Genomic DNA, 21508 nt, shown 5'->3' on the forward strand with positions numbered 1-21508 from the left:
GGAGACGTTCGATGTCCCAGCAAGGCGAGGCGCCCATGAGCGAACGGCAGTCAGGCCAGGATCACACGGCGCCCATGCGCCAGCCACTGCGCTGGCTGTGGCTGGCCCTGGCGGTGATCGTGCTGGATCTCGGCACCAAGTATCTCGCCAGCGGGCTGCTCGACTATGCCCGGCCGGTGGAGGTGCTGCCGTTCTTCAACCTGACGCTGCTGCACAACACCGGTGCGGCCTTCAGCTTCCTCGCCGGCCATCCCGGCTGGCAGCGCTGGCTGTTCGCCGCCATCGCCGTGGGGGCGAGCATCGGCCTGACGGTGTGGATGCGCCGCCTCAAGGCCGACGAGACGCTGCTCGGCGTCTCGCTCGGGCTGATCATCGGCGGGGCGCTGGGCAACCTCTACGACCGGCTGGTGCACGGCTACGTGGTGGACTTCCTCTCCTTCCATGCGGCTGGCTGGTACTACCCGGCCTTCAACGTGGCGGATATCGGCATCACCCTCGGCGCCATCGGCCTGATCTGGGAGTCGCTCTTCGCCGAGCGCCGCCGGGCCCGGCGGCGCGGTTGAGAATCCGGCCCGGCGCCCCGATATCCGGATCATCGACATCGAGACGATCGCGACCTTTCGCGCACGCACCCATCGCACGCACTGATTGAGAGACACGCCATGAGCCATCAGGAATCCCAGGAACTCCGTATCGACGAGGGCATGGAAGTGACCCTTCACTTCACCCTCAGCCTGGAAGACGGCACCGTGGTGGATTCCACCCGTGACAAGGCGGCCGCGACGTTCAAGGTGGGCGATGGCAACCTGCCGCCCGGCTTCGAGCATCCGCTCAAGGGGCTTTCCACCGGCGAGAGCGGCACCTTCGAGATCACTCCGGAGCACGCCTTCGGTCAGCACAACCCGCAGAACATCCAGATGCTCAAGCGTGACGACTTCGAGAGCGACGAGCCGGAAGTGGGCATGGTAATGTCCTTCGCCGACGCCGCCGGCGGCGAACTGCCCGGCGTGATCAAGAGCATCGAGGGTGAGCAGGTTGAGGTGGACTTCAATCATCCGCTGGCGGGGCGTACCCTGACCTTCGAAGTGGAAGTGCTGGATGTGAAGCCCGCCACTACCCACTAGAACGCTGTTCCAGAGCTTATCGGGAGGTGGGGCGCCGCGGGATAGCCCCACCCGCCGACATCTCCCATGACGTGATGCCCAGGCATCGAGGCAAGGCCCACATGCAACGCAATCCCACCCAGATCAAGCTGGCCAATCCGCGCGGCTTCTGCGCTGGCGTCGATCGCGCCATCGATATCGTCAACGGCGCGCTGGACGTCTTCGGCCCTCCGATCTACGTGCGCCACGAGGTGGTGCACAACCGCTTCGTGGTGGACAGCCTGCGCGAGCGGGGCGCGATCTTCGTCGAGGAACTTCACGAGGTGCCCGACGATGTCATAGTGATCTTCTCGGCCCACGGTGTCTCCCGTGCCGTGCAGCAGGAGGCCGAAGAGCGCGGCCTCAAGGTGTTCGACGCCACCTGCCCGCTGGTCACCAAGGTACACATGGAGGTGCTGCGCTACGCCCGCCGCGGCCAGGAGTGCATCCTGATCGGCCACGAGGGTCATCCCGAGGTGGAAGGCACCATGGGCCGCTATGACACGTCTCATGGCGGCCAGATCTACCTGGTCGAGGACGAGGCGGACGTTGCCAAGCTCGAGGTCAAGGACCCGAGCCGGATTGCCTTCGTCACCCAGACCACGCTCTCCATGGACGATACCGCGCGGGTCATCGACGCCCTGCGCGCCAAGTTCCCCGAGATCGAGGGGCCGCGCAAGGACGACATCTGCTACGCCACCCAGAACCGTCAAGACGCCGTGCGCGAGCTGGCCGCCGGCAGCGACCTGGTGCTGGTGGTGGGCAGCCCCAACAGCTCCAATTCCAACCGTCTGCGTGAGCTCTCGGAGCGGGTCGGCACTCCGGCCTACCTGATCGACAGCGCCGATCAGGTCGACTCTGCCTGGCTCGAGGGGGTTGGCGCCATCGGCGTGACCGCGGGTGCCAGCGCCCCGGAGGTGCTGGTCAAGGGTGTGATAGAGCGGTTGCAGGCGCTGGGCGCCACGGCCCCCGAGGAGCTCGCCGGCCGCGAGGAGACCATTACCTTCTCCATGCCGCGGGAGTTGCGCGAGCGGGTCATCGCCAGCGAGTAGCGAACCCTTTCTCGTGCCGAGGTAGAAGCGCCGCTGTCAGGAACCTGACGGCGGCGTTTCTGCATCCCAGGGTAGGGGGCCGCGACACCATCGCGAGGAGAGCTAGCCTAGCGGCGCTGCAACGCCACCCCGTTGACGCATTCGCGTAGGGCAATACTCATGTACGACGCATGACGTTTTTGATCGTGTACCCTATCAGAGCGCTAAGTCTTGATACATACTGAAACAAATGCCTTGACTCCCAAGGAGACGCACGGCGTGACCTTCTCAGAGCCCCGACCCAAGCCTCAGAGCCCCACAGGCAGCCCCCGGCGCAGCGCCGGCTTTACGTTGATCGAACTGATGATTGCGGTCGCCATCATCGGCATTCTGGCGTCGATTGCGTATCCGAGTTATCAGGGGTATGTGGAGCGGTCTCTCCGGGCGGATGCTCATGCAGGGCTGAATATTGCGGCAGGAGAACTAGAACGCTGTTATACGAAGCATTATTCCTATTCTTCCAGTAACTGCTCAATTACATCCCCGTCGCCAGATAAAAATTATACAATATCATACAAAGAAGATGGCTCGGTTGGCTATATAATAACTGCGTCTACCAGTCGTGATGATGGCTGTGATGAAGATATAACACTCAGTGGTCAAGGTGTTAGAGGGCCTTCGGATTCATGTTGGTAACTCCATGAGAAATAGTGGGTTTACATTAATTGAGCTCATCGTAACTATCGCCGTTACTATCATTCTGGTGACGGTCGCGGTTCCGGGTTTTCAGCGCATGATGGCAGTGAGTCGTGTTGCCTCGGATTATAATGAGGTGCTTTCTGGTGTCAGGTATGCTCGAAGCGAGGCCATAAAGAAGCGCGAGAATGTGACCTTCTCAGTAACTCAGCCGGAGTCGGGGCCATGGGTGTATAAAGTGTCAGATGGTGGTCAGCTTCGTGTTCGTAGTGGAAGAGATGGACGTACCTCGCTGACCGATAAGTTTGAGGTTACCTTTGGCTCCCTTGGTAAACGGGTGAGCTGCTCTTCTGGATGTACTCTGACACTGAGCAATACGTACTCGGGAGTGGGCGATCGTACTATCAAGATTAGCCCCATGGGGCGAGCGGGAGGTGGTTCATGATGGGCCTTGCTTCCACCAAGCAGCGTGGTTTTACTTTGATTGAGGCACTTGTTGCCCTGCTGGTACTGTCCATTGGCATGCTGGGTGTGGCAGCCATGCAGCTGAAATCCCTACAAGGCGCGCATGCTGCCTACCAGCGTTCCATCGCCAGTTTGGCGGCGCAGGATGCGCAGGAGAGGTTGTGGGCTCAGCTGGCAGGTGATGGTTCTTGTCCGAGTTGGGATAATGCGGAAGATGCATCTTGGAAAGGGGCTTGGGCGGTATATTTGCGGGATTCTGACAGCGTTAGCGAGGTACCAGTCTCTGGTGGTTCAGTGAGTGCAACCGCCAATGACTGTGAATTCAGCATTACAGTATCGTGGAGCGAGAGTCGTTTCGCCGGTGAGGGAGACCCTGGCTTTTCCTATACCGTCAGGCTTCCTGGAGAGGTGGCACCATGAAAAGAAACAGTGGCTTCTCTCTTGTCGAGCTGATGGTGGCCATGGTGATTGGCTTGATCATCATCCTGGGTGCCGGGCAGCTTTTTCTGACGGTTTTCCAGACAAATCGCCAGGTTGATACGCTTAGTGAAAAGCAAGCGGCTGTCAGTTTCGCCGTTGAGACCCTACTTAGGGATATTAGGCGCGCAGATTGGAGTAAAACTTCTCCTGCGCAAGGTGATGCTAGCGCTGGTGAACTTCAGGTTGCCGTGCCCAATCGCGGTGACTGTTCAACTGGGGATAAAGTGACAAAAACGTACGGCCTTGGTGCCCGAACGGTTGATGGTGAAATTAAATATTACCTTGAAGTTGACCTCAGCTGTAATAGCGGTGGCCCTCAAGAGCTGGTGGGAGGATTTTCCCAAAATGGGTTCGAAGTCACCCCCGAAGGTGACCACGGAATGTTAGTCACTTTGGGGCTTGTTCCTACCGATAGCAGTGGCACTGATGATGACTTGATGTTTTATGCTGTGAATCGTACTGCTGCACTGGGTGGTAGCGGTGGTAGCGGTGGTAGCGGTGGTAGCGGTGGTAGCGGTGGTAGCGGTGGTAGCGGTGGTAGCGGTGGTAGCGGTGATGAGGGAAAAACTCCCAATCCCAATAAGCCCGGCTTTAATACAGATGGATCAAAAATGTATGGTCCAGGTTGTTATAAAGGTAAAGGCGGGAAAACATACAAAGGAGATGACAAGTGCGGAGAAGCATAGGCAGACAAAAAGGCGCTGCGCTAATAGTGGTTCTCTCGCTGCTCACCATCTCGCTGATGGTCGGTCTGTCCAGCATGCAGTCCTCGCAGATTGATGAGCGTCTGTCGGGGAATTACCGTATGTATACGCATGCTCAACAGAGTGCCGAGTCCTTAGCGGCAGAAATGGTGACATTTGCCATAGACAACAATATGCAAGCTGGCGATGACGTGGTGCTTGGAGGCTGTCCGAGCTTCAGCGAGCTGCAAGCCATTTCTTCCAGCACCTCATATTGTTTAACTGAAGAAAGAAATGTTGGGGGAGAGGTGAGCGATGAGGAGGAATCAGGTGCCAAGATTTCAGGGGTGGCATGTTTTCTGGATGTTTCTGCTAGTGTCTGCGGTGTTTCTGATTCATCCAGCTACATACTTTCTAAAGGTGCGGTTATTGACTCTGGTTCCATGCTCGCTGAAAGTGAAGTAATTGCCGTAGAGGTTGGAGGTGGTTATAGATTTGATGATGCTGTAACTGGGTGTAAAAGTGTAGACTTGCGTGGTGGTGCAGGTGTTGAAGGAGGTGTTGTATCTGGTGGTGATGTTGATATCAGTGGCGGAGTATATCCGCCGGATAGTGTGGCCGCACAAGGGGAGGTTGATTATCCAAGTTGGTGGAACGGCAATAACGAGTACTCTGATTTAACGAGTAATTTTATCGAAGATGTGCCGTTTCCGTCATGCGACCCGTTTGACATAATTGCAAAATCACAGGATTTTTTTACTCTGCCCTCCAATGGAGATATATCCGTGGGTGGCTATCCCTTCGTAAATTCTTTAATTACACCAGATGGCCTGTCCACTTTTGATGAAACATGGAACGTACAAGATAACGTTGTGCTTGCATCTGCTACTGATATGGTACTTCCTGATTTGCCTAGTTTTGCGGATAAGCAGAATGGTGCATATTCGGTCATCAAGACGGGAGATTTTACACAGAGAAACGGGTCACTCACAGTGTCGGGTGGTGACGTTGTCTTATATGTTGATGGTGATCTTACGCTTGGGGCCGGCGGCAACGAGGGGGTGATCATAGAATCGGGCAGCACGTTGACGGTTATTGTCACCGGCGAGACCAAGCTCAAAAGCTCTCTACAAACATCTTCGGCTCCGCTGGTCACCAATAATAAGCCGACGTTTGCGTTGTACTCCCTTCATGAGGATTCAGGTGATAATGCCGTCCCTGGTCAATCGGGGATTGTGGTCGATGGAAGCGCCAAGGTGCTTGCTAATATCTATTCCCCCAAATCCAATATCGCTGTGGTGGGTAGCGGCGGCATCAAAGGTACGGTAAGAGGAAAGAATGTGCGTGTTGTCGGTGCTGGCTTCATATCTAATAAGGATGCTTCCACGGAGAATGCTGGCGAAATGAAAATAGAGTCTTGGAGATGAAGTTCATTTTCTTTACTCTCAGCGCTAAGTGCTGGATGGGTGTCGGGGCCGTGCGATCAACCATCCGCTTGGGACATAAGTACCTAGGTCGAACAATGAGGGGCGGACCCTGGGGTATCCCCACGTTTTTCCTATTTATGGGATATCGCCATGCTGTGCCTTTACCTCTATGCGTAGCAGTCTCACCAACTCATTCGATCGGCAATGGATGCGCGAGACATCTTTCGGTGCTCTGATGAGCGCCGGGGAGCCCGACGTTGGGATAGGGGTTACAACCCCCATTATAAGGAGTAGATGACAATAAAAATGAGAAACAGGTCCTTTGTTCTCCAGGCTCAGCTGGTCTGAACCTACTATCAGTCTTCCTACGACTCGTCCAGCGGCCCCCAAGGGCCATCCCCCTTGCCGGCCCCTTTCGGAGCGCTTGCGCCGCTCTCTCACTTCCTTGATCGCTGCCCGGATGTCTTGCAGAGGTTCCTTCATGGCATTGTCGGGGCGAAAGACGACTTCGCCCGGCCGTGCGCCGTAGCGGTTGATGTGCTGGCCGATGCGCGAGACATCTTCCGTGCTGATCGGCGCCGGGGAATCCGCCATCGGATTCTTCTGAGTAACCAGGCAGCCGTCGTAGCTCCAGCAGCGCTGCGGCACTTGAAAAACGGTCCAGCTATGCCCTTGCCACTCCGCCTTCCAGCCGCCCTTTATCAGCCTGAGCCAATGAAGCGGCACCACGGCGGAAATGCGACAGGTGTTGAGCACGATGCCCGTATCGCCCATGCGCACGCCGCCTTGATATTTCTCGAGCCCGAGGTCCTTACTGGTGGGTATCAGCGCGTTCTGACCGCACAGATGCAGGATGTTGTTGTCGATCTGCTTGAACTGAGCCATACCCTGAGGGGAGCCGAGATCATCCGGGGGCTCCTTGGTGAGTGCCGATGGCGATATATTGCACTTTAGCACTCGGCCGGGCGATACGACGTCACGCGCACTCGGCCGACATTGTTGACGATTACGCTGGCGCCTTCCTCCTGACGTCCACAGAGTCGGAAGGTGCCGTTGTAGCCCGTCGATCGCCCCAGTGATTTATAACGCACTGGTCGATCATCGTTACGGTAGGTGAGGGAGGGCAGCTGGCTCTTGCCGACGGTGCGCAGTAGCGGGTCGCCCGGCTCGCCGTCACCCTCAAAAATGGCCAGAGTCTCCAGCCAGGCTTTTCCGTCGGCGTTGTTGCTGATCTGACACTGGGTCATATCGGCGGAGGGGCAGAGGGTGACGGTGGAGCGGCGGGTAATGGCCGCGCTGCGAGTCAGCGTCAGCGCAGTTTTGAGCCGCATCACCTCGGCTGCCACCTCGTTGCGGGCGCTGAACTGCTGAAAGTTCGGCAGACCGATCGTCGCGATGATGGCGAGTACGGCGATAGTGACGAGCAGTTCGATCAGCGTCAGGCCACGCTGGCGGTTAGGGGAGGGGCGACGAAAAGCAGTGCGTAAAGCAGGGCGCATGAGGCTCTCCCGGCGATGGCCTGAATGGCGGGGCATTCTTCAGGCTAGCCGGGCGGGCCATTTCCGCCGTAGGCGATATCGTACAGACGCTGTGCGCCAGGAGGACGTGGAGGGCGGCGTTTTCCTCTATGGATGAGGCTCTTGTCGTCGCTGTGAGGGCGGCCGGTCGTGATGGAAAGCGAGGGTCAGCGACCGGCCTGGCTTGTCCCTAGTCGTCCTTGTTCTGTTCTTCCGTCTGCTCCGACAGGTACTTGTCCCGGTGGTCGCCGGAGCAGAACCAGTCGCCCTTTTCGCGCAGCGCATCGTCCTCGGGCAGGTGCACCTGACACCAGCGGCAGCGCACCATGCGGTTGCCCGCCTCGTCGCCTTCCTGCTGCGGGCCGTCCCGGTCCAGTTTCCATTCCCGGTACATGCGGTAGAGCTTGAGGCCGGCGAAGAACAGCACGGCGAAGATGATCAGGCGAATCAGCAACAGGTTCATTCCTTGTGGGTCTCCCAGAGAGAGGTGGCCGGCTTTGCCACTCGGCCGCCCTTGCGGGACAATGGCGACTATCCATCGATTCTCGAGAGATTTCCAAGCCCATGCAAGACCTGACCCTGGTGATGGCTCAGTTCGACCCGCTGGTCGGTGATGTTCCCGGCAACGCCGACCGCGCCATCGAGACGGTACGCGAGGCACGCATCGAGCATGGTGCCGACATCGTGGTGCTGCCCGAGCTCTTCCTGACCGGCTATCCGCCGGAGGACCTGCTGCTGCGCCCCTCCATGGAGACCCGCCTGCGCCACGCTCGCGCCCGCATGGCCGAGAAGATGGCCCGCGATGTCATGGTCATCGTCGGCTACCCGGGGCGCCGGGAGGGGCAGAACTGGAACCTGGCCGGGGTGCTCTACAACGGTGAGTGGCTGGGCGAGTACGCCAAGCAGGCACTGCCCAACTACGAGGTGTTCGACGAGCAGCGCTACTTCGCCACCGGCAGCCAGCCGCTGGTGATCGAGCACAAGGGCGCCAAGTTCGGCATCCTGATCTGCGAGGACATCTGGAGCGAAACGCCGGTGCGCCAGGCGCGCGATGCCGGCGCCGAGATCCTCGTCACCCTGAACGCCTCGCCGTTCCACCAGGACAAGCCCGCCGAACGCCTGGCGCTGCTCGAGGCGCGTGCCCGCGAGGTGGCGCTGCCCATCGTCTACGTCAACCAGATCGGCGGGCAGGATGAGCTGGTCTTCGACGGCGGCTCGGCCTGCGTGAACGCCGACGGCGAGCTGATGGTGCAGGCACCCCACTGGGCGGTGGGCCTGATGCCGGTGCAGTTCGTGCGCGAGCAGCAGCGCTGGGTGCCGCGCGCCGGCGAGACCGAGCCCGAGGTGGCGCCGGAGGAGAACCTCTACTGCGCGCTGGTCACCGGCCTTCGCGACTACGTCAACAAGAGTGGCTTTGGGGGCGTGGTGCTGGGACTCTCCGGCGGCATCGACTCGGCGCTGTCGCTGGCCATCGCGGTCGATGCCCTGGGGCCGCAGCGCGTCCATGCGGTGATGATGCCCTACCACTACACGGCGGATATCTCCAAGCAGGACGCCGCCGAGCAGGCAGAGATGCTGGGAGTCGACTACGAGGTGCTGCCCATCGAGTCGATGGTCGAGGCTTTCATGGAGACCCTCTCCGAGAGCTTCGCCGGCACCGAGCGCGACACCACCGAGGAGAACCTGCAGTCGCGCTGTCGCGGCGTGCTGCTGATGGCGCTCTCCAACAAGAAGGGCCTGATGGTGCTGACCACCGGCAACAAGAGCGAGATGGCGGTCGGTTACGCCACCCTCTATGGCGACATGGTCGGCGGCTACAATGCCATCAAGGACGTCTACAAGACCTGGGTCTATCGCCTGGCCCGCTGGCGCAACACCGAGTCGCCGGCTATCCCTGAGCGGGTCATCGAGCGGCCGCCTTCCGCCGAACTGGCCCCCGATCAAAAGGACAGCGACAGCCTGCCAGACTACGACGTGCTCGATGCCATCCTGGTGCGCTACATCGAGGGTGACATGAGCGCCGAGGCGATCATCGCGGCGGGCTTCGATCGCGAGGATGTCTACCGGGTGGTCCAGCTGGTCGACCGCTGCGAGTACAAGCGCCGCCAGGCGCCGGTGGGCGTGCGCGTCACCCGCCGCGGCTTCGGCCGCGACCGCCGCTATCCCATCGTCAACGGCTGGCAGCCCGGCGAATAGCCATCACGGCCTCTCAATTCGTATAACGGCCCGCCCAAAACAACGCCACCACCCGAGAGGGTGGTGGCGTTGTGGTTTCCGGCGGTCGTCAGCGGCCTACAGCGTTCTGCGCTTCAGTTTCAGGCCGACAGCGACTCGGCCTTGACGTGCTGCGGCCGGAAGGTGCGACCGCGCAGCCGGTCGTGGTTCGGGGCGTTGTCGATCAGCACCTGCAGGGTCTCGCCGGCCCGGTCGCGCATGCCCAGGCCCAGGTAGCCCTCGACCATCGTCGCCAGGGCGTCGCGGCTGGCTTGTGTCTGCGGGTAGTTCTCCAGCACCCAGCGACCACGCTCCACGGCGGCGAGGTAGGCGCCCTTGCGCAGGTAGAAATCGGCTACGTGCAGCTCATGACGGGCCAGCACGTTGCGCAGATAGACGATGCGCTGCTTGGCGTCCGGGGCGTACTGGCTGCTTGGATAGCGCTGGATCAGCTCGCTGAAGTCGGCGTAGGCGTCGCGGGTGGCGCCCAGGTCGCGCTTGGAGATATCGATGACCCGCAGGCGCTCCAGGCTGAAACGGCCCGCCTGCCAGGCGGCCAGGCCGCGCATGTAGTAGGCGTAGTCGACCTGGGGGTGGTCTGGGTGCAGGCGGATGAAGCGGCTCGCCGCGGCGCGGGCGCTCTCCCAGTCGTCGGTCTGGTGGTAGGCGTAGATCAGCTCGAGCTGGGCCTGCTCGGCATGCTCGCCGAAGGGATAGCGGGTGTCGATGGCCTCGAGCCGGTTGATCGCCGTGGTGTAGCTGCTCTCTTCGAGGGCCTCGCGTCCCTCCTCGTAGAGCTGGCGTTCGGCGACGCCGTCGAGCTCCTCTTCCTCGGGGGTGCCGGCACAGCCGGCCAGCAGTGTGCCGGCCAGCATCAGAACGGCCAGGCGAGCGGGGGAGGTGATAACGCGCATCGTGATCCTCGTGTCTAACAACCCGGGCGGCCGTGATAGAATCGGCCGGTATCTGCCCACTATAAAGCACCTTGCGGCGAAACGCAGTCATCGCACCCGGTGCGCACGGAGCCCCGTTCCGACCCATGTCCCAGACCCTCGAAGCCCAGCATCGTGTTCCCGAACGCATGGCGGGCCAACGCCTCGACCAGGCCGCCGCCGAGCTCTTCGCCGATTTTTCCCGGGAGCGGCTCAAGTCCTGGATCAAGAGCGGCGCCCTGACCCTCGACGGCCAGCCGGCCAAGCCCAAGGACAAGGTCTACGGCGGCGAGGCCCTGGTGCTCGCCGCCGAGATCGCCGACGACACCCGCTTCGAGCCCGAGGACATCCCGCTGACGGTGGTCTACGAGGACGACGAGGTGCTGGTGATCGACAAACCGCCGGGCCTGGTGGTCCACCCCGCGGCCGGTAATCCCGACGGCACCCTGCTCAATGCGCTGCTGCATCACGACCCCCAGTTGGCGACGATCCCCCGGGCGGGCATCGTGCATCGCCTGGACAAGGACACCAGCGGCCTGATGGTGGTGGCCAAGACCTTGGCCGCCCAGACGGCGCTGGTCGAACAGCTGCAGGCACGCAGCGTGTCGCGGGAGTACGATGCCGTGGTGGTCGGCGTGATGACCGCCGGCGGCACCGTGGATGCCCCCATTGGGCGCCATCCGCGTGATCGCAAGCGCCAGGCGGTGAATGCCTCGGGCAAGCCGGCGGTGACCCACTACCGGGTGGTCGAGCGCTTTCGCGCCCACACCCACGTGCGCTGCAAGCTAGAGACCGGCCGTACTCACCAGATCCGCGTGCACATGGCGCATGTGCGCTATCCGCTGATCGGCGATCCGGTCTACGGCGGGCGCCTCAAGATGCCGGCCGGTGCGGACGACCAGCTCAAGGAGATCCTGCGTGAATTTCCGCGTCAGGCGCTGCATGCCCGCAAGCTGGCCTTCGTGCACCCGGAAAGCGGCGAGCGGATGGCCTTTCGCGCGGCGTTGCCTGACGACCTGCTGATGCTGCTCGACTTCCTGCGCGAAGACGGCGAGACCATGCGCTAAGGCTCCGTGCCAAGGACCCCGTGATGAGCGATACCTTCGACCTGCGCCCGACGCCGATCCTGCCCGACTGGCCCGCCCCGGAAAACGTGGGAGCCTTCGTCACCACCCGAGAAACCGGCCCCAGCCAGGGCGCCTTCGCCGCCTTCAATGCGGCCGATCACGTGGGCGACAACCCGGACCACGTGGCGCTGTGCCGTCGTCAGCTGGAGAAGGAGGTCGGCGGCGACCGTCCGCTCTTGTGGCTCGACCAGGTGCACGGCGCCCGGGTGCAGCAGGGCTTCTCCGCTGCCAGGCCCGAGGCGGACGCCGCCGTGGCCATGAGCCCCGACTATGCCTGCGTGGTGCTCACCGCCGATTGCCTGCCGATCTTTCTCTGCGACCGCCACGGCACCCGCGTGGCGGCCATCCACGCGGGCTGGCGCGGGCTCGCCGGCGGCGTGATCGAGGCGACGGTAGGGGCGATGGGCCTGGCGCCGGAGGCGCTGATGGCCTGGCTGGGCCCGGCGATCTCCAACGCCCAGTTCGAGGTCGGGCCCGAGGTACAGCAGGCCTTCGTCGGCGTGCACCCCGAGGCCGAGGCGGCCTTCGATCCGAGCCCCTACCGGCTCGGTCACTACATGGCCGACCTCTACAAGCTCGCCCGCCTGCGCCTGGAGCGCCTCGGCGTATCGCATATCAGCGGCGGCCACTTCTGCACCGCCTGCGAGCCGCGCTTCTACTCCCACCGCCGCGACGACGGCGTCACCGGCCGCATGGCCAGCGTGATCTGGTTGAGGTAGAAGAACCCCGCTGGTTTGCTCCCTGCGCTTTTGAGCCATCCTGGCTGCTTGGCCCTTGATGCGCGTCAACTCCCTGCGGCCTTTCCCTGGCCGGTGACTTGAAAGCCGACCATGCTGACTCCATTGAAGCCCTCAAGACACATTGACAGGGCCACGCGGCGCGTCCAAACGCGCCGCTACCCCGATGGAGGAATTCCCATGCGATTCGACAAGTTCACTGCCAAGCTGCAGAACGCCGTGGCCGACGCCCAGTCCCTGGCCGTGGGCCGCGGTCACAACCAGCTGGAGCCCGGTCACCTGCTGCTGGCGCTGCTGGAGGCCACCGATACCGGCGTCAAGGCGCTGGTGCAGAAGGCCGGCGCCGATGCCGCGCGGCTGCGCGACGGCCTGGTGGGCCATCTCGACGACCTGCCCAAGGTTGCCAACTTCGACGGTGAGGTGCAGCCCTCCCGCGATCTGATCAAGCTCTTCAACCTCACCGACCGTGAGGCCCAGAAGCGCGGCGATCAGTACATCGCGAGCGAGCTGGTGCTGCTCGCCGCGCTGGAGATGGGCGGCGCGCTGACCAAGCTGCTGACCCAGGCCGGACTGACCCGCAAGGCGCTGGAGACCGCCGTCGACAGCGTGCGCGGCGGCGAAACGGTGGATGATCCCAACGCCGAGGATCAGCGCGAGGCGCTGGCCAAGTACACCCTGGATCTCAACGAGCGCGCCGCCAGCGGCAAGATCGACCCGGTGATCGGCCGCGACGATGAGATTCGGCGCACCATTCAGGTGCTGCAGCGGCGTACCAAGAACAACCCGGTGCTGATCGGCGAGCCCGGCGTCGGTAAGACCGCCATCGTCGAGGGGCTCGCGCAGCGCATCGTCGACGGCGAGGTGCCGGAGGGCCTCAAGAACAAGCGCGTGCTGTCGCTGGACATGGGCGCTCTGCTGGCCGGCGCCAAGTTTCGCGGCGAGTTCGAGGAGCGCCTGAAGTCGGTGCTCAAGGAGCTGTCCCAGGAAGAGGGGCGGGTGATCCTGTTCATCGACGAACTGCACACCATGGTCGGTGCTGGCAAGGCCGAGGGTTCCATGGACGCCGGCAACATGCTCAAGCCGGCCCTGGCCCGCGGTGAGCTGCACTGCGTGGGTGCCACTACCCTCGACGAGTACCGCAATTACATCGAGAAGGATGCGGCCCTGGAGCGTCGCTTCCAGAAGGTGCTGGTCGACGAGCCCTCCGAGGAGGATACCGTGGCGATCCTGCGCGGCCTCAAGGAGCGCTACGAGGTGCACCACGGCGTCGATATCACCGACGGGGCGATCATCGCTGCAGCCAAGCTCTCGACCCGCTACATCACCGATCGCCAGCTGCCCGACAAGGCCATCGACCTGATCGACGAGGCCTCCTCGCGGATTCGTATGGAGCTCGACTCCAAGCCCGAGGAGATGGACCGTCTCGATCGCCGGCTGATCCAGCTGAAGATGGAGCGTGAGCACCTCAAGAAGGAGACCGATGAGGCCTCGAAGAAGCGCCTCGAGGGGCTGGAGGGGCAGATCGAGGAGCTCGAGCGCGAGTACGCCGACCTCGACGAGATCTGGAAGGCCGAGAAGGCCAGCATCCAGGGGGCGGCGCAGTTCAAGGACGAGCTCGATCGCGCGCGCATCGACCTGGAGCAGGCCCGCCGCCAGGGTGACCTGGCGCGCATGTCCGAGATCCAGTACGGGGTGATTCCCGGCCTGGAGAAGAAGATCGCCGAGAGCGTGGAGGCCGAGGCCGACACCAGCACCGCCAAGCATCAGCTGCTGCGTTCCAACGTCACCGAGGAGGAGATCGCCGAAGTGGTCTCCCGCTGGACCGGCATCCCGGTGGCCAAGATGCTCGAGGGCGAGCGCGACAAGCTGCTGCGCATGGAGGAGGCGCTGCATGAGCGGGTGATCGGCCAGGATGAGGCGGTCACCGCCGTGGCCAACGCGGTGCGCCGTTCACGCGCCGGGCTCGCCGATCCCAATCGCCCCAACGGCTCCTTCCTGTTCCTCGGCCCGACCGGGGTGGGTAAGACGGAGCTGTGCAAGTCGCTGGCGAACTTCCTGTTCGACACCGAGGAGGCGATGGTGCGCATCGACATGTCGGAGTTCATGGAAAAGCACTCCGTGGCCCGGCTGATCGGCGCGCCTCCCGGCTACGTCGGCTATGAGGAGGGCGGCTACCTGACCGAGGCGGTGCGCCGCAAGCCCTACTCGGTGCTGCTGCTCGACGAGGTGGAGAAGGCGCATGCCGATGTCTTCAATATCCTGCTGCAGGTGCTGGAGGACGGTCGTCTCACCGACGGTCAGGGGCGCACCGTGGATTTCCGCAACACCGTGATCGTGATGACCTCCAACATGGGCTCGGACATCATCCAGCGCATGGGCGGCGATGACAGCGGCGATGCGGAGAGCAACTACGCGCAGATGAAGGAGATGGTGATGGCGGTGGTGGGTGACCACTTCCGTCCGGAGCTGATCAATCGCATCGACGAGGTGGTGGTGTTCCACGCCCTCGGCCAGGCGCAGATCCAGGCCATCGCCGGCATCCAGCTCGAGCGGCTGCGCGCCCGGCTCGTTGAGCACGAGCTGTCGCTCGAGGTCAGCGACGCGGCCCTGGCGCAGCTGGCCGTGGCCGGCTTCGATCCGGTGTTCGGCGCGCGACCGCTCAAGCGGGCGATCCAGAGCCGCATCGAGAACCCGCTGGCTCAGGATCTGCTGGCCGGCAAGTTCTCGCCCGGCGACGTCATCCGCGTCGAGGCGGAGGGTGACCGGCTGGTGTTCCAGAGCTGAGGGCCTGGTCTGGAGCCCGTCGCGTCGGGCCCACAAAGCGCCACAAACCGCCACAAAGCGTTACCGTTGTCGCCCGACGCCCGGGCGACAACGGACTAGACTGAATTTCAGGTTGCGTCCTGTAACCCCCATTGCCCGTCGCTCCCCCGTGAGCCGACGGGCTCTTTTTTGGGCGCCATGCATTGGGCGCCATGCTGGCTCGGCGTGATCGTCCAGACTTGCCGAATCGCCCTCCATGGGCTACCCACGTGGTTTCCGCGGTTGACACGCCAACAACGCTAATGGAATCTTGAGCCTTCCTGATAACGGGCGCGGATGCCAGCGGGCAATCCCCCATCCCCGCGCGAAGGGTAGGCCGAGTGCCTCTACCCGCCGAAGGACTTCCGGGTCCGGGCCAACCGCCCGGCCTGGCCAACGCCCCGACGCGGCAACCCGCCGTGATGAGAGTGCAGGCCCCAACAGGGCCCTTACTGCCAGGGTTTGGCATCAGGTGCCGGCACGGCCGGCAGCGGCATACCGCCGCACTCGACTTCGTGTCCCCACGGTGGGCGCGGAGCGCACTCGAGACCTCCAGGGGAGATACATCTGTGGAACTGCTTTCCGGCGCAGACATGATTGCCCGCTTCCTCCAGGATGAGGGCGTCGAATATATCTATGGGTATCCCGGCGGGGCGGCGCTGCACATCTACGACGCGCTGTTTCGTCAGGACAAGGTCAAGCACATTCTGGTGCGCCACGAACAGGCCGCCACGCACGCCGCCGACGGCTATGCCCGGGCCTCCGGCAAGCCCGGCACGGTGCTGGTGACCTCCGGACCCGGGGCGACCAACGCCGTCACCGGCATCGCCACCGCCTACATGGACTCGATTCCCATGGTGGTGTTGTGCGGTCAGGTGATGAGTCACCTGATCGGCGACGACGCCTTCCAGGAGACCGACATCGTCGGCGTGACCCGGCCGATCGTTAAGCACAGCTTTTCTATCCGGCATCCGTCCGAGATTCCCGAAGTCCTCAAGAAGGCCTACTACCTGGCCGCGACCGGGCGCCCCGGTCCGGTGGTGGTGGACATTCCCAAGGACATGACCGCGCCCACCGAACGCTACGAGTACGTCTACCCCAAGAAGGTCAAGATGCGCTCGTACAACCCGGTCACTCGCGGCCACACCGGCCAGATCAAGAAGGCCGTGGAGCTGATGCTCAAGGCCCGGCGCCCGGTGTTCTACACCGGCGGCGGTGTGGTCACCGGCAACGCCTGCGAGGGGTTGACCGACCTGGTGCGGCGGCTGGGCTATCCGATCACCACCACGCTGATGGGTATCGGCGCCTATCCGCAGAGCGATCGGCAGTGCCTGGGGTGGCTGGGCATGCACGGCTCCTATGAGTCGAACATGGCCATGCACCATGCCGACCTGATCATCGCCATCGGTGCGCGCTTCGATGATCGCGTCACCAACAACACCTCCAAGTTCTGCCCCACCGCCAAGATCATCCACGTCGACATCGATCCGAGTTCCGTCTCCAAGACGGTGCGCGCCGACGTGCCCATCGTCGGCCCGGCGAGCAGCGTGATCAATGAGATGATCAGCCTGGTGCAGGGCCAGGAGATCGCTCACCCGGAGGAGCTGGCCGACTGGTGGACGCAGATCGATGGCTGGCGCGAGGAGCGCCAGGGTCGACTCTACGAGCCGTCGAAATCCGACGAGCCGATCAAGCCCCAGGAGGTCATCGAGGCACTGTGCCGGGCGACCCGGGGCGAGGCCTACGTGACCACCGACGTGGGCCAGCACCAGATGTTCGCGGCCCAGTACTACAAGTTCGACAAGCCCAACCGCTTCATCACCTCGGGCGGGCTCGGCACCATGGGCTTCGGCTTCCCGGCGGCCATGGGCATCAAGCACAACTTCCCCGAGGAGCAGGTGATCTGCGTGACCGGGGAGGGCAGCTTCCAGATGATGATGCAGGAGCTGTCGACCTGTAAGCAGTTCGGGGGCGGCGTGAAGATCGTCAACCTCAATAACGCTTCGCTTGGCATGGTGCGCCAGTGGCAGGACCTGAACTACAAGTCCCGCCATGCGCACTCCTACATGGAGTCGCTGCCCAACTTTCAGCAGTTGATCGAAGCATATGGCTTCACCGCGCTGCGGGTGGAGACACTGGCGGATCTCGAGCCGGCACTGGAAAGGACCTTTGCCGACAAGCACGAGCTGGTGTTTCTCGATGTCCTCGTCGACCCGCACGAGCACGTCTATCCGATGCATGTGCCCCTGGGCTCCATGCGTGACATGCTGCTTTCCAAGACGGAGCGGACCTGATGCGCCATATCATCTCGATTCTGATGGAAAACGAACCGGGCGCCCTGTCTCGCGTGGTGGGGCTGTTCTCGCAGCGCAACTTCAACATCGAAACGCTGAACGTGGCGCCCACCGAGGACCCCAGCCTGTCGCGGCTGACCGTGACTACCGTCGGGGACGACCGGGTGATCGAGCAGATCACCAAGCACCTCAACAAGCTGATCGACGTGGTCAAGCTGGTGGACCTGACCGAGGGCAACCACATCGAGCGCGAGCTGATGCTGGTCAAGGTCAAGGCCCTGGGCGCGGCCCGTGACGAGGTGAAGCGCACCGTGGACATCTTCCGCGCGCAGATCGTCGACGTGACGCCGAGCCTCTACACGGTGCAGATCACCGGCGATGCGGGCAAGCTGGATGCCTTCCTGCAGGCCATGGCGCCGGTGGGCCTGCTCGAGGTGGCGCGCACCGGCGTCTCGGGAATTGCCCGGGGCGACAAGGTGCTCTCCCTCTAGCGCCTGCACGACCGCGAGTCGGGTGGCTCTCGCCACAAGCTCGACGCCTACAGCGCCGCCCTTCGGGGCGGCGCTTTTGTATGTGGGGAGTCAGGTGCCGTGTGCAACGGTCAGGCACGATGCCCGGCCGATCAGAAGCGCTCGGCGACCTCGTCCCAGAGCGCGGCGATCAGCGGACTCTTCAGTCGCCGCTCGAGCACGCACAGGCCGACGTCGTAGTGGGGCAGCTCCGGCTTGACCGGCAGGATCCGCACGCGCTCCGCCAGCGGGCTGGTATCGAGCACGATCCGCGGCACCACGCCGAGGCCGAAGCCCAGCCCCACCATGCTGACGATGGCCTCGTGACCCGCCACCTGGGCGTAGATGCGCGGCGCCACGCCCAGTGCCCGGAACCAGGTGTCGCTGTACTGGCGAGAGAGCCCCGCCTCGGAGAGGATCATCGGCACCTCGCGCCACTGTTCGGCAGACGGCGACTCGGGCGTGGTCGGGATCCAGTCGTGGGCCTCGTGGGGCGCGATGAACACCAGCGGCGAGCGGGTCAGCGACTTGAAGCCCAGCGCGTCGGGCGACTGGCGGGGGCGCGGGGTGATCGCCATGTCCTCGTTGCCGGCCAGCACCCGCTGGATCGACTGGGCCGGATCGCCGGTGTGCAGCTTGAGCTCGATGCCCGGGTAGCGGGTACGGAATTCGCTCAGCAGCTCATAGAGGAAGCTGTAGCTCGCGGTCACCGAGCAGTAGATGCTGATCTCGCCGGTCAGGGTGCGCGCCTCGCTCATCAGCGACTGGCGCAGCCGCTCCCACTCCTCCAGGGCCTCTCGGGCATAGGCCAGGAAGGTGCGGCCCTGGCGGGTCAGCGCTACATGGCGGTTGTCACGCTCGAAGAGAGGTACGCCCAGGCTCTCCTCGAGCTGGCGGATCGTGCGGGAGAGGGTCGAGGAGCTGACGTGGCAAGCCTCGCTGGCGCGACCGAAATGCAGGGTCTCGGCCAGGGCGAGGAAGTGCTTGAGGGGGCGCATGTCCATGGGGATTATTATTGCACAAATCGGGATATTGCATTGCAAATATAGCGTTTTACGCAACGCTGGCGCTGGCGTAAGGTGAACTCATCGGCTGCATCGAATCCCAGTGCTGCGACAGACGGCACGGGTGGCCATCAACGCTGAACGCCAACTTTGAACATCGATCGACACCATTTTCCGTTTCAGGAGCACGTCATGCGCGTTTACTACGATAAGGATTGCGACCTCTCCCTCATCCAGGGCAAGAAAGTCGCCATCGTGGGCTACGGTTCACAGGGTCATGCCCACGCCAACAACCTCAAGGAGTCCGGGGTCGACGTCACCGTCGCCCTGCGCGCAGGCTCTTCCTCCGCCGCCAAGGCCGAGGCCGCCGGCCTCAAGGTCGCCTCCGTCGAGGACGCCAGCAAGAGCGCCGACGTGGTGATGCTCCTGGCACCGGACGAAAACCAGAAGGCGATCTATGAGACCCAGGTCGAGCCGAACCTGAAGCAGGGCGCCACCCTGGCCTTCGCTCACGGCTTTAATATCCACTACAACCAGATCGAGCCGCGCAAGGATCTGGACGTGGTAATGATCGCACCCAAGGCCCCGGGCCACACCGTGCGTTCCGAGTTCGTGCGCGGCGGCGGCATTCCGGACCTGATCGCCATCCACCAGGATGCCACCGGCAGCGCCAAGGAGCTCTCGCTTTCCTACGCCGCAGCCATCGGCGGCGGGCGCAGCGGCATCATCGAGACCTCCTTCAAGGATGAGACCGAGACCGATCTGTTCGGCGAGCAGGCCGTGCTGTGCGGCGGCGCCGTGGAACTGGTCAAGGCCGGCTTCGAGACTCTGACCGAGGCGGGCTACGAGCCGGAGATGGCCTACTTCGAGTGCCTGCACGAGCTCAAGCTGATCGTCGACCTGATGTACGAGGGCGGCATCGCCAACATGAACTACTCCATCTCCAATAACGCGGAGTATGGCGAGTATGTGACCGGCACCGAGGTGATCAACGAGCAGTCTCGCGAGGCCATGCGCAATGCGCTCAAGCGCATCCAGACCGGCGAGTACGCCAAGATGTTCATCAACGAGGGCAACACCAACTACCCCTCGATGACCGCGCGTCGTCGCCTCAACGCCGAGCACCCGATCGAGCAGGTCGGCGAGAAGCTGCGCGGCATGATGCCGTGGATCGCCGCCAACCAGCTGGTCGACAAGTCGAAGAACTGATCTGAGGATCCGTTTCAACGACTCGAGGGCGCGGACATCCGCGCCCTTTCTGCGTTCGGGGCCCGGGAAAGTGCCAGGAAAGGCGTAGGGAGTGCCAGGAAGTACGTCGAGAGTGTTGCCCTCGTGAGTGTTTCGTCACGGTGTGTGTAGAATGGAACGACACCCAAGGCGATGGAAGAGACAGATGAGTCGGGATCCGCACAGCAGCGAGCATGAGCCAGGCCATTCGGGCGAGGAGGACCTGGCAACGACCTTCGTGCGCGAGTCGGAGGTCATCGAGGAGGCCGAGGAGGGCGGCAAGAAGATTCGCCGCAAGGGGATCTATCTGCTGCCCAACCTGTTCACCACCTCGGCGCTGTTCTCGGGTTTCTTCGCCATGGTGGCCGCCGTCAACGGCGACTTCACCATGGCCTCCATCGCCATCTTCATCGCCATGGTGCTGGATGGCCTGGACGGCCGGGTGGCCCGAATGACGAACACCCAGAGCGACTTCGGCGCCGAATACGACTCCCTCTCCGACATGCTCTCCTTCGGCGTGGCGCCGGGTCTGGTGGCCTTCATCTGGATCCTGCAGGACATCGGCAAGACCGGCTGGGTGGTCGCCTTTCTCTATGTGGCCTGCGCCGCCCTGCGCCTGGCGCGCTTCAACGTGCAGATCGGCAGCGTCGACAAGAAGTGGTTCATCGGCCTGCCGAGCCCTTCGGCGGCTGCCCTGGTAGCGGCCAGCGTCTGGACCTTCCACAGCTTCGATGCCGAGGCCTTCGGCTTCAAGCTGCTGATGCTCTTCGTGGTGGCAGCCGCCGGGGTGCTGATGGTCAGCAACATCCGCTATTACAGCTTCAAGGACGTGGATCTCAAGGGGCCGGTGCCCTTCGTCTTCCTGCTGGCCATCGTGCTGGGCTTCGTGGTGATCTCCATCGAGCCCTCGGTGATGCTGCTGCTGCTGTTCGGTGCCTACGTGGCCTCCGGGCCGGCGATGGCGCTGATGCGCAAGCTGAAGCACTCGCCCTCCGCCAGCTGAGTCGTTAGACTCGCCCCGCCACGAACGCCCGCCTCGCGCGGGCGTTCGTGTCTCCGGAGGGCGGAAAACCATCCACACCCGGTCGTCGCGCCGCGAGCTCGAAGGCGTTGTGGATAAGCTTTCGGTCACCGCCTCGTCACGGCCGCGACACGCGCCTGACATTTTTCTTCATCGAGGCCTTGCGCGGTGCCGGGGAAATCCGTAAAGTACGCATCCGC

At 63.0% G+C, this 21508-nt stretch carries 21 protein-coding genes; 16 read left to right on the forward strand and 5 right to left on the reverse strand.

The features are described 5' to 3' along the window. Positions 1-74: 74 nt before the first annotated feature. The 8 genes from lspA to RSO68_RS15805 all read left to right on the forward strand — a co-directional run bounded on the left by lspA (position 75) and on the right by RSO68_RS15805 (position 5924). Positions 75-563, forward strand: coding sequence for a signal peptidase II (lspA, locus tag RSO68_RS15775; RefSeq protein ID WP_315587270.1), 489 nt, complete (start codon positions 75-77; stop codon positions 561-563). Between the two features lie 99 nt (positions 564-662). Next, positions 663-1124, forward strand: coding sequence for an FKBP-type peptidyl-prolyl cis-trans isomerase (gene fkpB, locus RSO68_RS15780; RefSeq protein ID WP_315587258.1), 462 nt, complete (start codon positions 663-665; stop codon positions 1122-1124). 101 nt (positions 1125-1225) lie between these two features. After that, positions 1226-2194, forward strand: coding sequence for a 4-hydroxy-3-methylbut-2-enyl diphosphate reductase (ispH, locus tag RSO68_RS15785; RefSeq protein WP_315587259.1), 969 nt, complete (start codon positions 1226-1228; stop codon positions 2192-2194). 258 nt (positions 2195-2452) lie between these two features. Further along, positions 2453-2869, forward strand: coding sequence for a type IV pilin protein (locus RSO68_RS15790; protein WP_315587260.1), 417 nt, complete (start codon positions 2453-2455; stop codon positions 2867-2869). Positions 2870-2873: 4 nt separating this feature from the next. Then, positions 2874-3314, forward strand: a complete 441-nt coding sequence (locus RSO68_RS15910) for a GspH/FimT family pseudopilin (protein WP_390882425.1) — start codon at positions 2874-2876, stop codon at positions 3312-3314. Further along, complete coding sequence (gene pilV / locus RSO68_RS15795) at positions 3311-3754, forward strand: type IV pilus modification protein PilV (RefSeq protein ID WP_315587261.1); 444 nt, start codon at positions 3311-3313, stop codon at positions 3752-3754. The genes RSO68_RS15910 and pilV overlap by 4 nt, the downstream gene beginning before the upstream one ends. Then, entirely contained in the window at positions 3751-4500 is a 750-nt protein-coding gene (locus RSO68_RS15800) for a PilW family protein (protein ID WP_315587262.1), read from the forward strand. The genes pilV and RSO68_RS15800 overlap by 4 nt, the downstream gene beginning before the upstream one ends. Further along, a complete protein-coding gene (locus RSO68_RS15805) occupies positions 4485-5924 on the forward strand; it encodes a pilus assembly PilX family protein (protein WP_315587263.1) in 1440 nt (479 codons plus the stop codon). Before RSO68_RS15800 ends, RSO68_RS15805 begins: the two co-directional genes overlap by 16 nt. A 135-nt stretch (positions 5925-6059) precedes the next feature. Here RSO68_RS15805 and RSO68_RS15810 read toward each other — a convergent pair whose 3' ends face one another. From RSO68_RS15810 to RSO68_RS15820, 3 genes are all read right to left on the reverse strand, one after another. Next, a complete protein-coding gene (locus RSO68_RS15810; protein ID WP_315587264.1) occupies positions 6060-6809 on the reverse strand; it encodes a hypothetical protein in 750 nt (249 codons plus the stop codon). 65 nt (positions 6810-6874) lie between these two features. Further along, complete coding sequence (locus RSO68_RS15815; RefSeq protein ID WP_315587265.1) at positions 6875-7423, reverse strand: GspH/FimT family pseudopilin; 549 nt, start codon at positions 7421-7423, stop codon at positions 6875-6877. Between the two features lie 208 nt (positions 7424-7631). Further along, positions 7632-7904, reverse strand: a complete 273-nt coding sequence (locus RSO68_RS15820; protein ID WP_089852104.1) for a PP0621 family protein — start codon at positions 7902-7904, stop codon at positions 7632-7634. 101 nt (positions 7905-8005) lie between these two features. On the opposite strand from RSO68_RS15820, the gene RSO68_RS15825 reads away from it, so the two are divergent. Next, on the forward strand, positions 8006-9637 hold the full coding sequence (locus tag RSO68_RS15825; RefSeq protein WP_315587266.1) for an NAD+ synthase: 1632 nt from the start codon (positions 8006-8008) through the stop codon (positions 9635-9637). Positions 9638-9756: 119 nt separating this feature from the next. On the opposite strand, the gene RSO68_RS15830 is transcribed toward RSO68_RS15825, so the two are convergent. Continuing rightward, positions 9757-10569 (reverse strand): outer membrane protein assembly factor BamD, encoded by an 813-nt coding sequence (locus RSO68_RS15830; RefSeq protein ID WP_315587267.1) that lies wholly within the window; start codon positions 10567-10569, stop codon positions 9757-9759. Between the two features lie 125 nt (positions 10570-10694). Here RSO68_RS15830 and rluD point away from each other — a divergent pair, with 125 nt between their 5' ends. From rluD to ilvN, 5 genes are all read left to right on the forward strand, one after another. Then, the gene (gene rluD / locus RSO68_RS15835) at positions 10695-11654 is read left to right on the forward strand and encodes a 23S rRNA pseudouridine(1911/1915/1917) synthase RluD (RefSeq protein ID WP_089852098.1); all 960 of its coding nucleotides are present in this window, start codon (positions 10695-10697) and stop codon (positions 11652-11654) included. A gap of 23 nt (positions 11655-11677) precedes the next feature. After that, positions 11678-12433 (forward strand): peptidoglycan editing factor PgeF, encoded by a 756-nt coding sequence (gene pgeF, locus RSO68_RS15840; RefSeq protein ID WP_089852096.1) that lies wholly within the window; start codon positions 11678-11680, stop codon positions 12431-12433. A gap of 198 nt (positions 12434-12631) precedes the next feature. Next, positions 12632-15235 carry an ATP-dependent chaperone ClpB gene (gene clpB / locus RSO68_RS15845; RefSeq protein WP_315587268.1) on the forward strand — a complete coding sequence of 868 codons (2604 nt, stop codon included), beginning with the start codon at positions 12632-12634 and terminating at the stop codon, positions 15233-15235. A 587-nt stretch (positions 15236-15822) separates the two neighbouring features. After that, complete coding sequence (locus tag RSO68_RS15850; RefSeq protein ID WP_089852092.1) at positions 15823-17547, forward strand: acetolactate synthase 3 large subunit; 1725 nt, start codon at positions 15823-15825, stop codon at positions 17545-17547. Further along, positions 17547-18038 carry an acetolactate synthase small subunit gene (gene ilvN, locus RSO68_RS15855; protein ID WP_089852090.1) on the forward strand — a complete coding sequence of 164 codons (492 nt, stop codon included), beginning with the start codon at positions 17547-17549 and terminating at the stop codon, positions 18036-18038. Before RSO68_RS15850 ends, ilvN begins: the two co-directional genes overlap by 1 nt. Positions 18039-18169: 131 nt before the next feature. Here the strand turns inward: ilvN and ilvY are convergent, their stop codons facing one another. After that, positions 18170-19060 carry an HTH-type transcriptional activator IlvY gene (gene ilvY, locus RSO68_RS15860; RefSeq protein WP_089852088.1) on the reverse strand — a complete coding sequence of 297 codons (891 nt, stop codon included), beginning with the start codon at positions 19058-19060 and terminating at the stop codon, positions 18170-18172. 156 nt (positions 19061-19216) lie between these two features. Here ilvY and ilvC point away from each other — a divergent pair, with 156 nt between their 5' ends. Further along, on the forward strand, positions 19217-20269 hold the full coding sequence (gene ilvC, locus RSO68_RS15865) for a ketol-acid reductoisomerase (protein WP_281245233.1): 1053 nt from the start codon (positions 19217-19219) through the stop codon (positions 20267-20269). A 184-nt stretch (positions 20270-20453) separates the two neighbouring features. Continuing rightward, the gene (pssA, locus tag RSO68_RS15870) at positions 20454-21290 is read left to right on the forward strand and encodes a CDP-diacylglycerol--serine O-phosphatidyltransferase (RefSeq protein ID WP_089852084.1); all 837 of its coding nucleotides are present in this window, start codon (positions 20454-20456) and stop codon (positions 21288-21290) included. The last annotated feature ends 218 nt before the right edge of the window (positions 21291-21508 follow it).

It is taken from the genome of Halomonas saccharevitans, assembly GCF_032333995.1.
GTDB classification, from domain to species: domain Bacteria; phylum Pseudomonadota; class Gammaproteobacteria; order Pseudomonadales; family Halomonadaceae; genus Halomonas; species Halomonas saccharevitans.

Coding starts and splice junctions, on each gene's coding strand:
- lspA (WP_315587270.1), top strand. CDS start 75: ATGCGCCAGCCACTGCGCTGGCTGTGGCTGGCCCTGGCGGTGATCGTG.
- fkpB (WP_315587258.1), top strand. CDS start 663: ATGAGCCATCAGGAATCCCAGGAACTCCGTATCGACGAGGGCATGGAA.
- ispH (WP_315587259.1), top strand. CDS start 1,226: ATGCAACGCAATCCCACCCAGATCAAGCTGGCCAATCCGCGCGGCTTC.
- RSO68_RS15910 (WP_390882425.1), top strand. CDS start 2,874: ATGAGAAATAGTGGGTTTACATTAATTGAGCTCATCGTAACTATCGCC.
- pilV (WP_315587261.1), top strand. CDS start 3,311: ATGATGGGCCTTGCTTCCACCAAGCAGCGTGGTTTTACTTTGATTGAG.
- RSO68_RS15800 (WP_315587262.1), top strand. CDS start 3,751: ATGAAAAGAAACAGTGGCTTCTCTCTTGTCGAGCTGATGGTGGCCATG.
- RSO68_RS15810 (WP_315587264.1), bottom strand. CDS start 6,809: ATGGCTCAGTTCAAGCAGATCGACAACAACATCCTGCATCTGTGCGGT.
- RSO68_RS15815 (WP_315587265.1), bottom strand. CDS start 7,423: ATGCGCCCTGCTTTACGCACTGCTTTTCGTCGCCCCTCCCCTAACCGC.
- RSO68_RS15820 (WP_089852104.1), bottom strand. CDS start 7,904: ATGAACCTGTTGCTGATTCGCCTGATCATCTTCGCCGTGCTGTTCTTC.
- RSO68_RS15825 (WP_315587266.1), top strand. CDS start 8,006: ATGCAAGACCTGACCCTGGTGATGGCTCAGTTCGACCCGCTGGTCGGT.
- RSO68_RS15830 (WP_315587267.1), bottom strand. CDS start 10,569: ATGCGCGTTATCACCTCCCCCGCTCGCCTGGCCGTTCTGATGCTGGCC.
- rluD (WP_089852098.1), top strand. CDS start 10,695: ATGTCCCAGACCCTCGAAGCCCAGCATCGTGTTCCCGAACGCATGGCG.
- pgeF (WP_089852096.1), top strand. CDS start 11,678: ATGAGCGATACCTTCGACCTGCGCCCGACGCCGATCCTGCCCGACTGG.
- clpB (WP_315587268.1), top strand. CDS start 12,632: ATGCGATTCGACAAGTTCACTGCCAAGCTGCAGAACGCCGTGGCCGAC.
- ilvN (WP_089852090.1), top strand. CDS start 17,547: ATGCGCCATATCATCTCGATTCTGATGGAAAACGAACCGGGCGCCCTG.
- ilvY (WP_089852088.1), bottom strand. CDS start 19,060: ATGGACATGCGCCCCCTCAAGCACTTCCTCGCCCTGGCCGAGACCCTG.
- pssA (WP_089852084.1), top strand. CDS start 20,454: ATGAGTCGGGATCCGCACAGCAGCGAGCATGAGCCAGGCCATTCGGGC.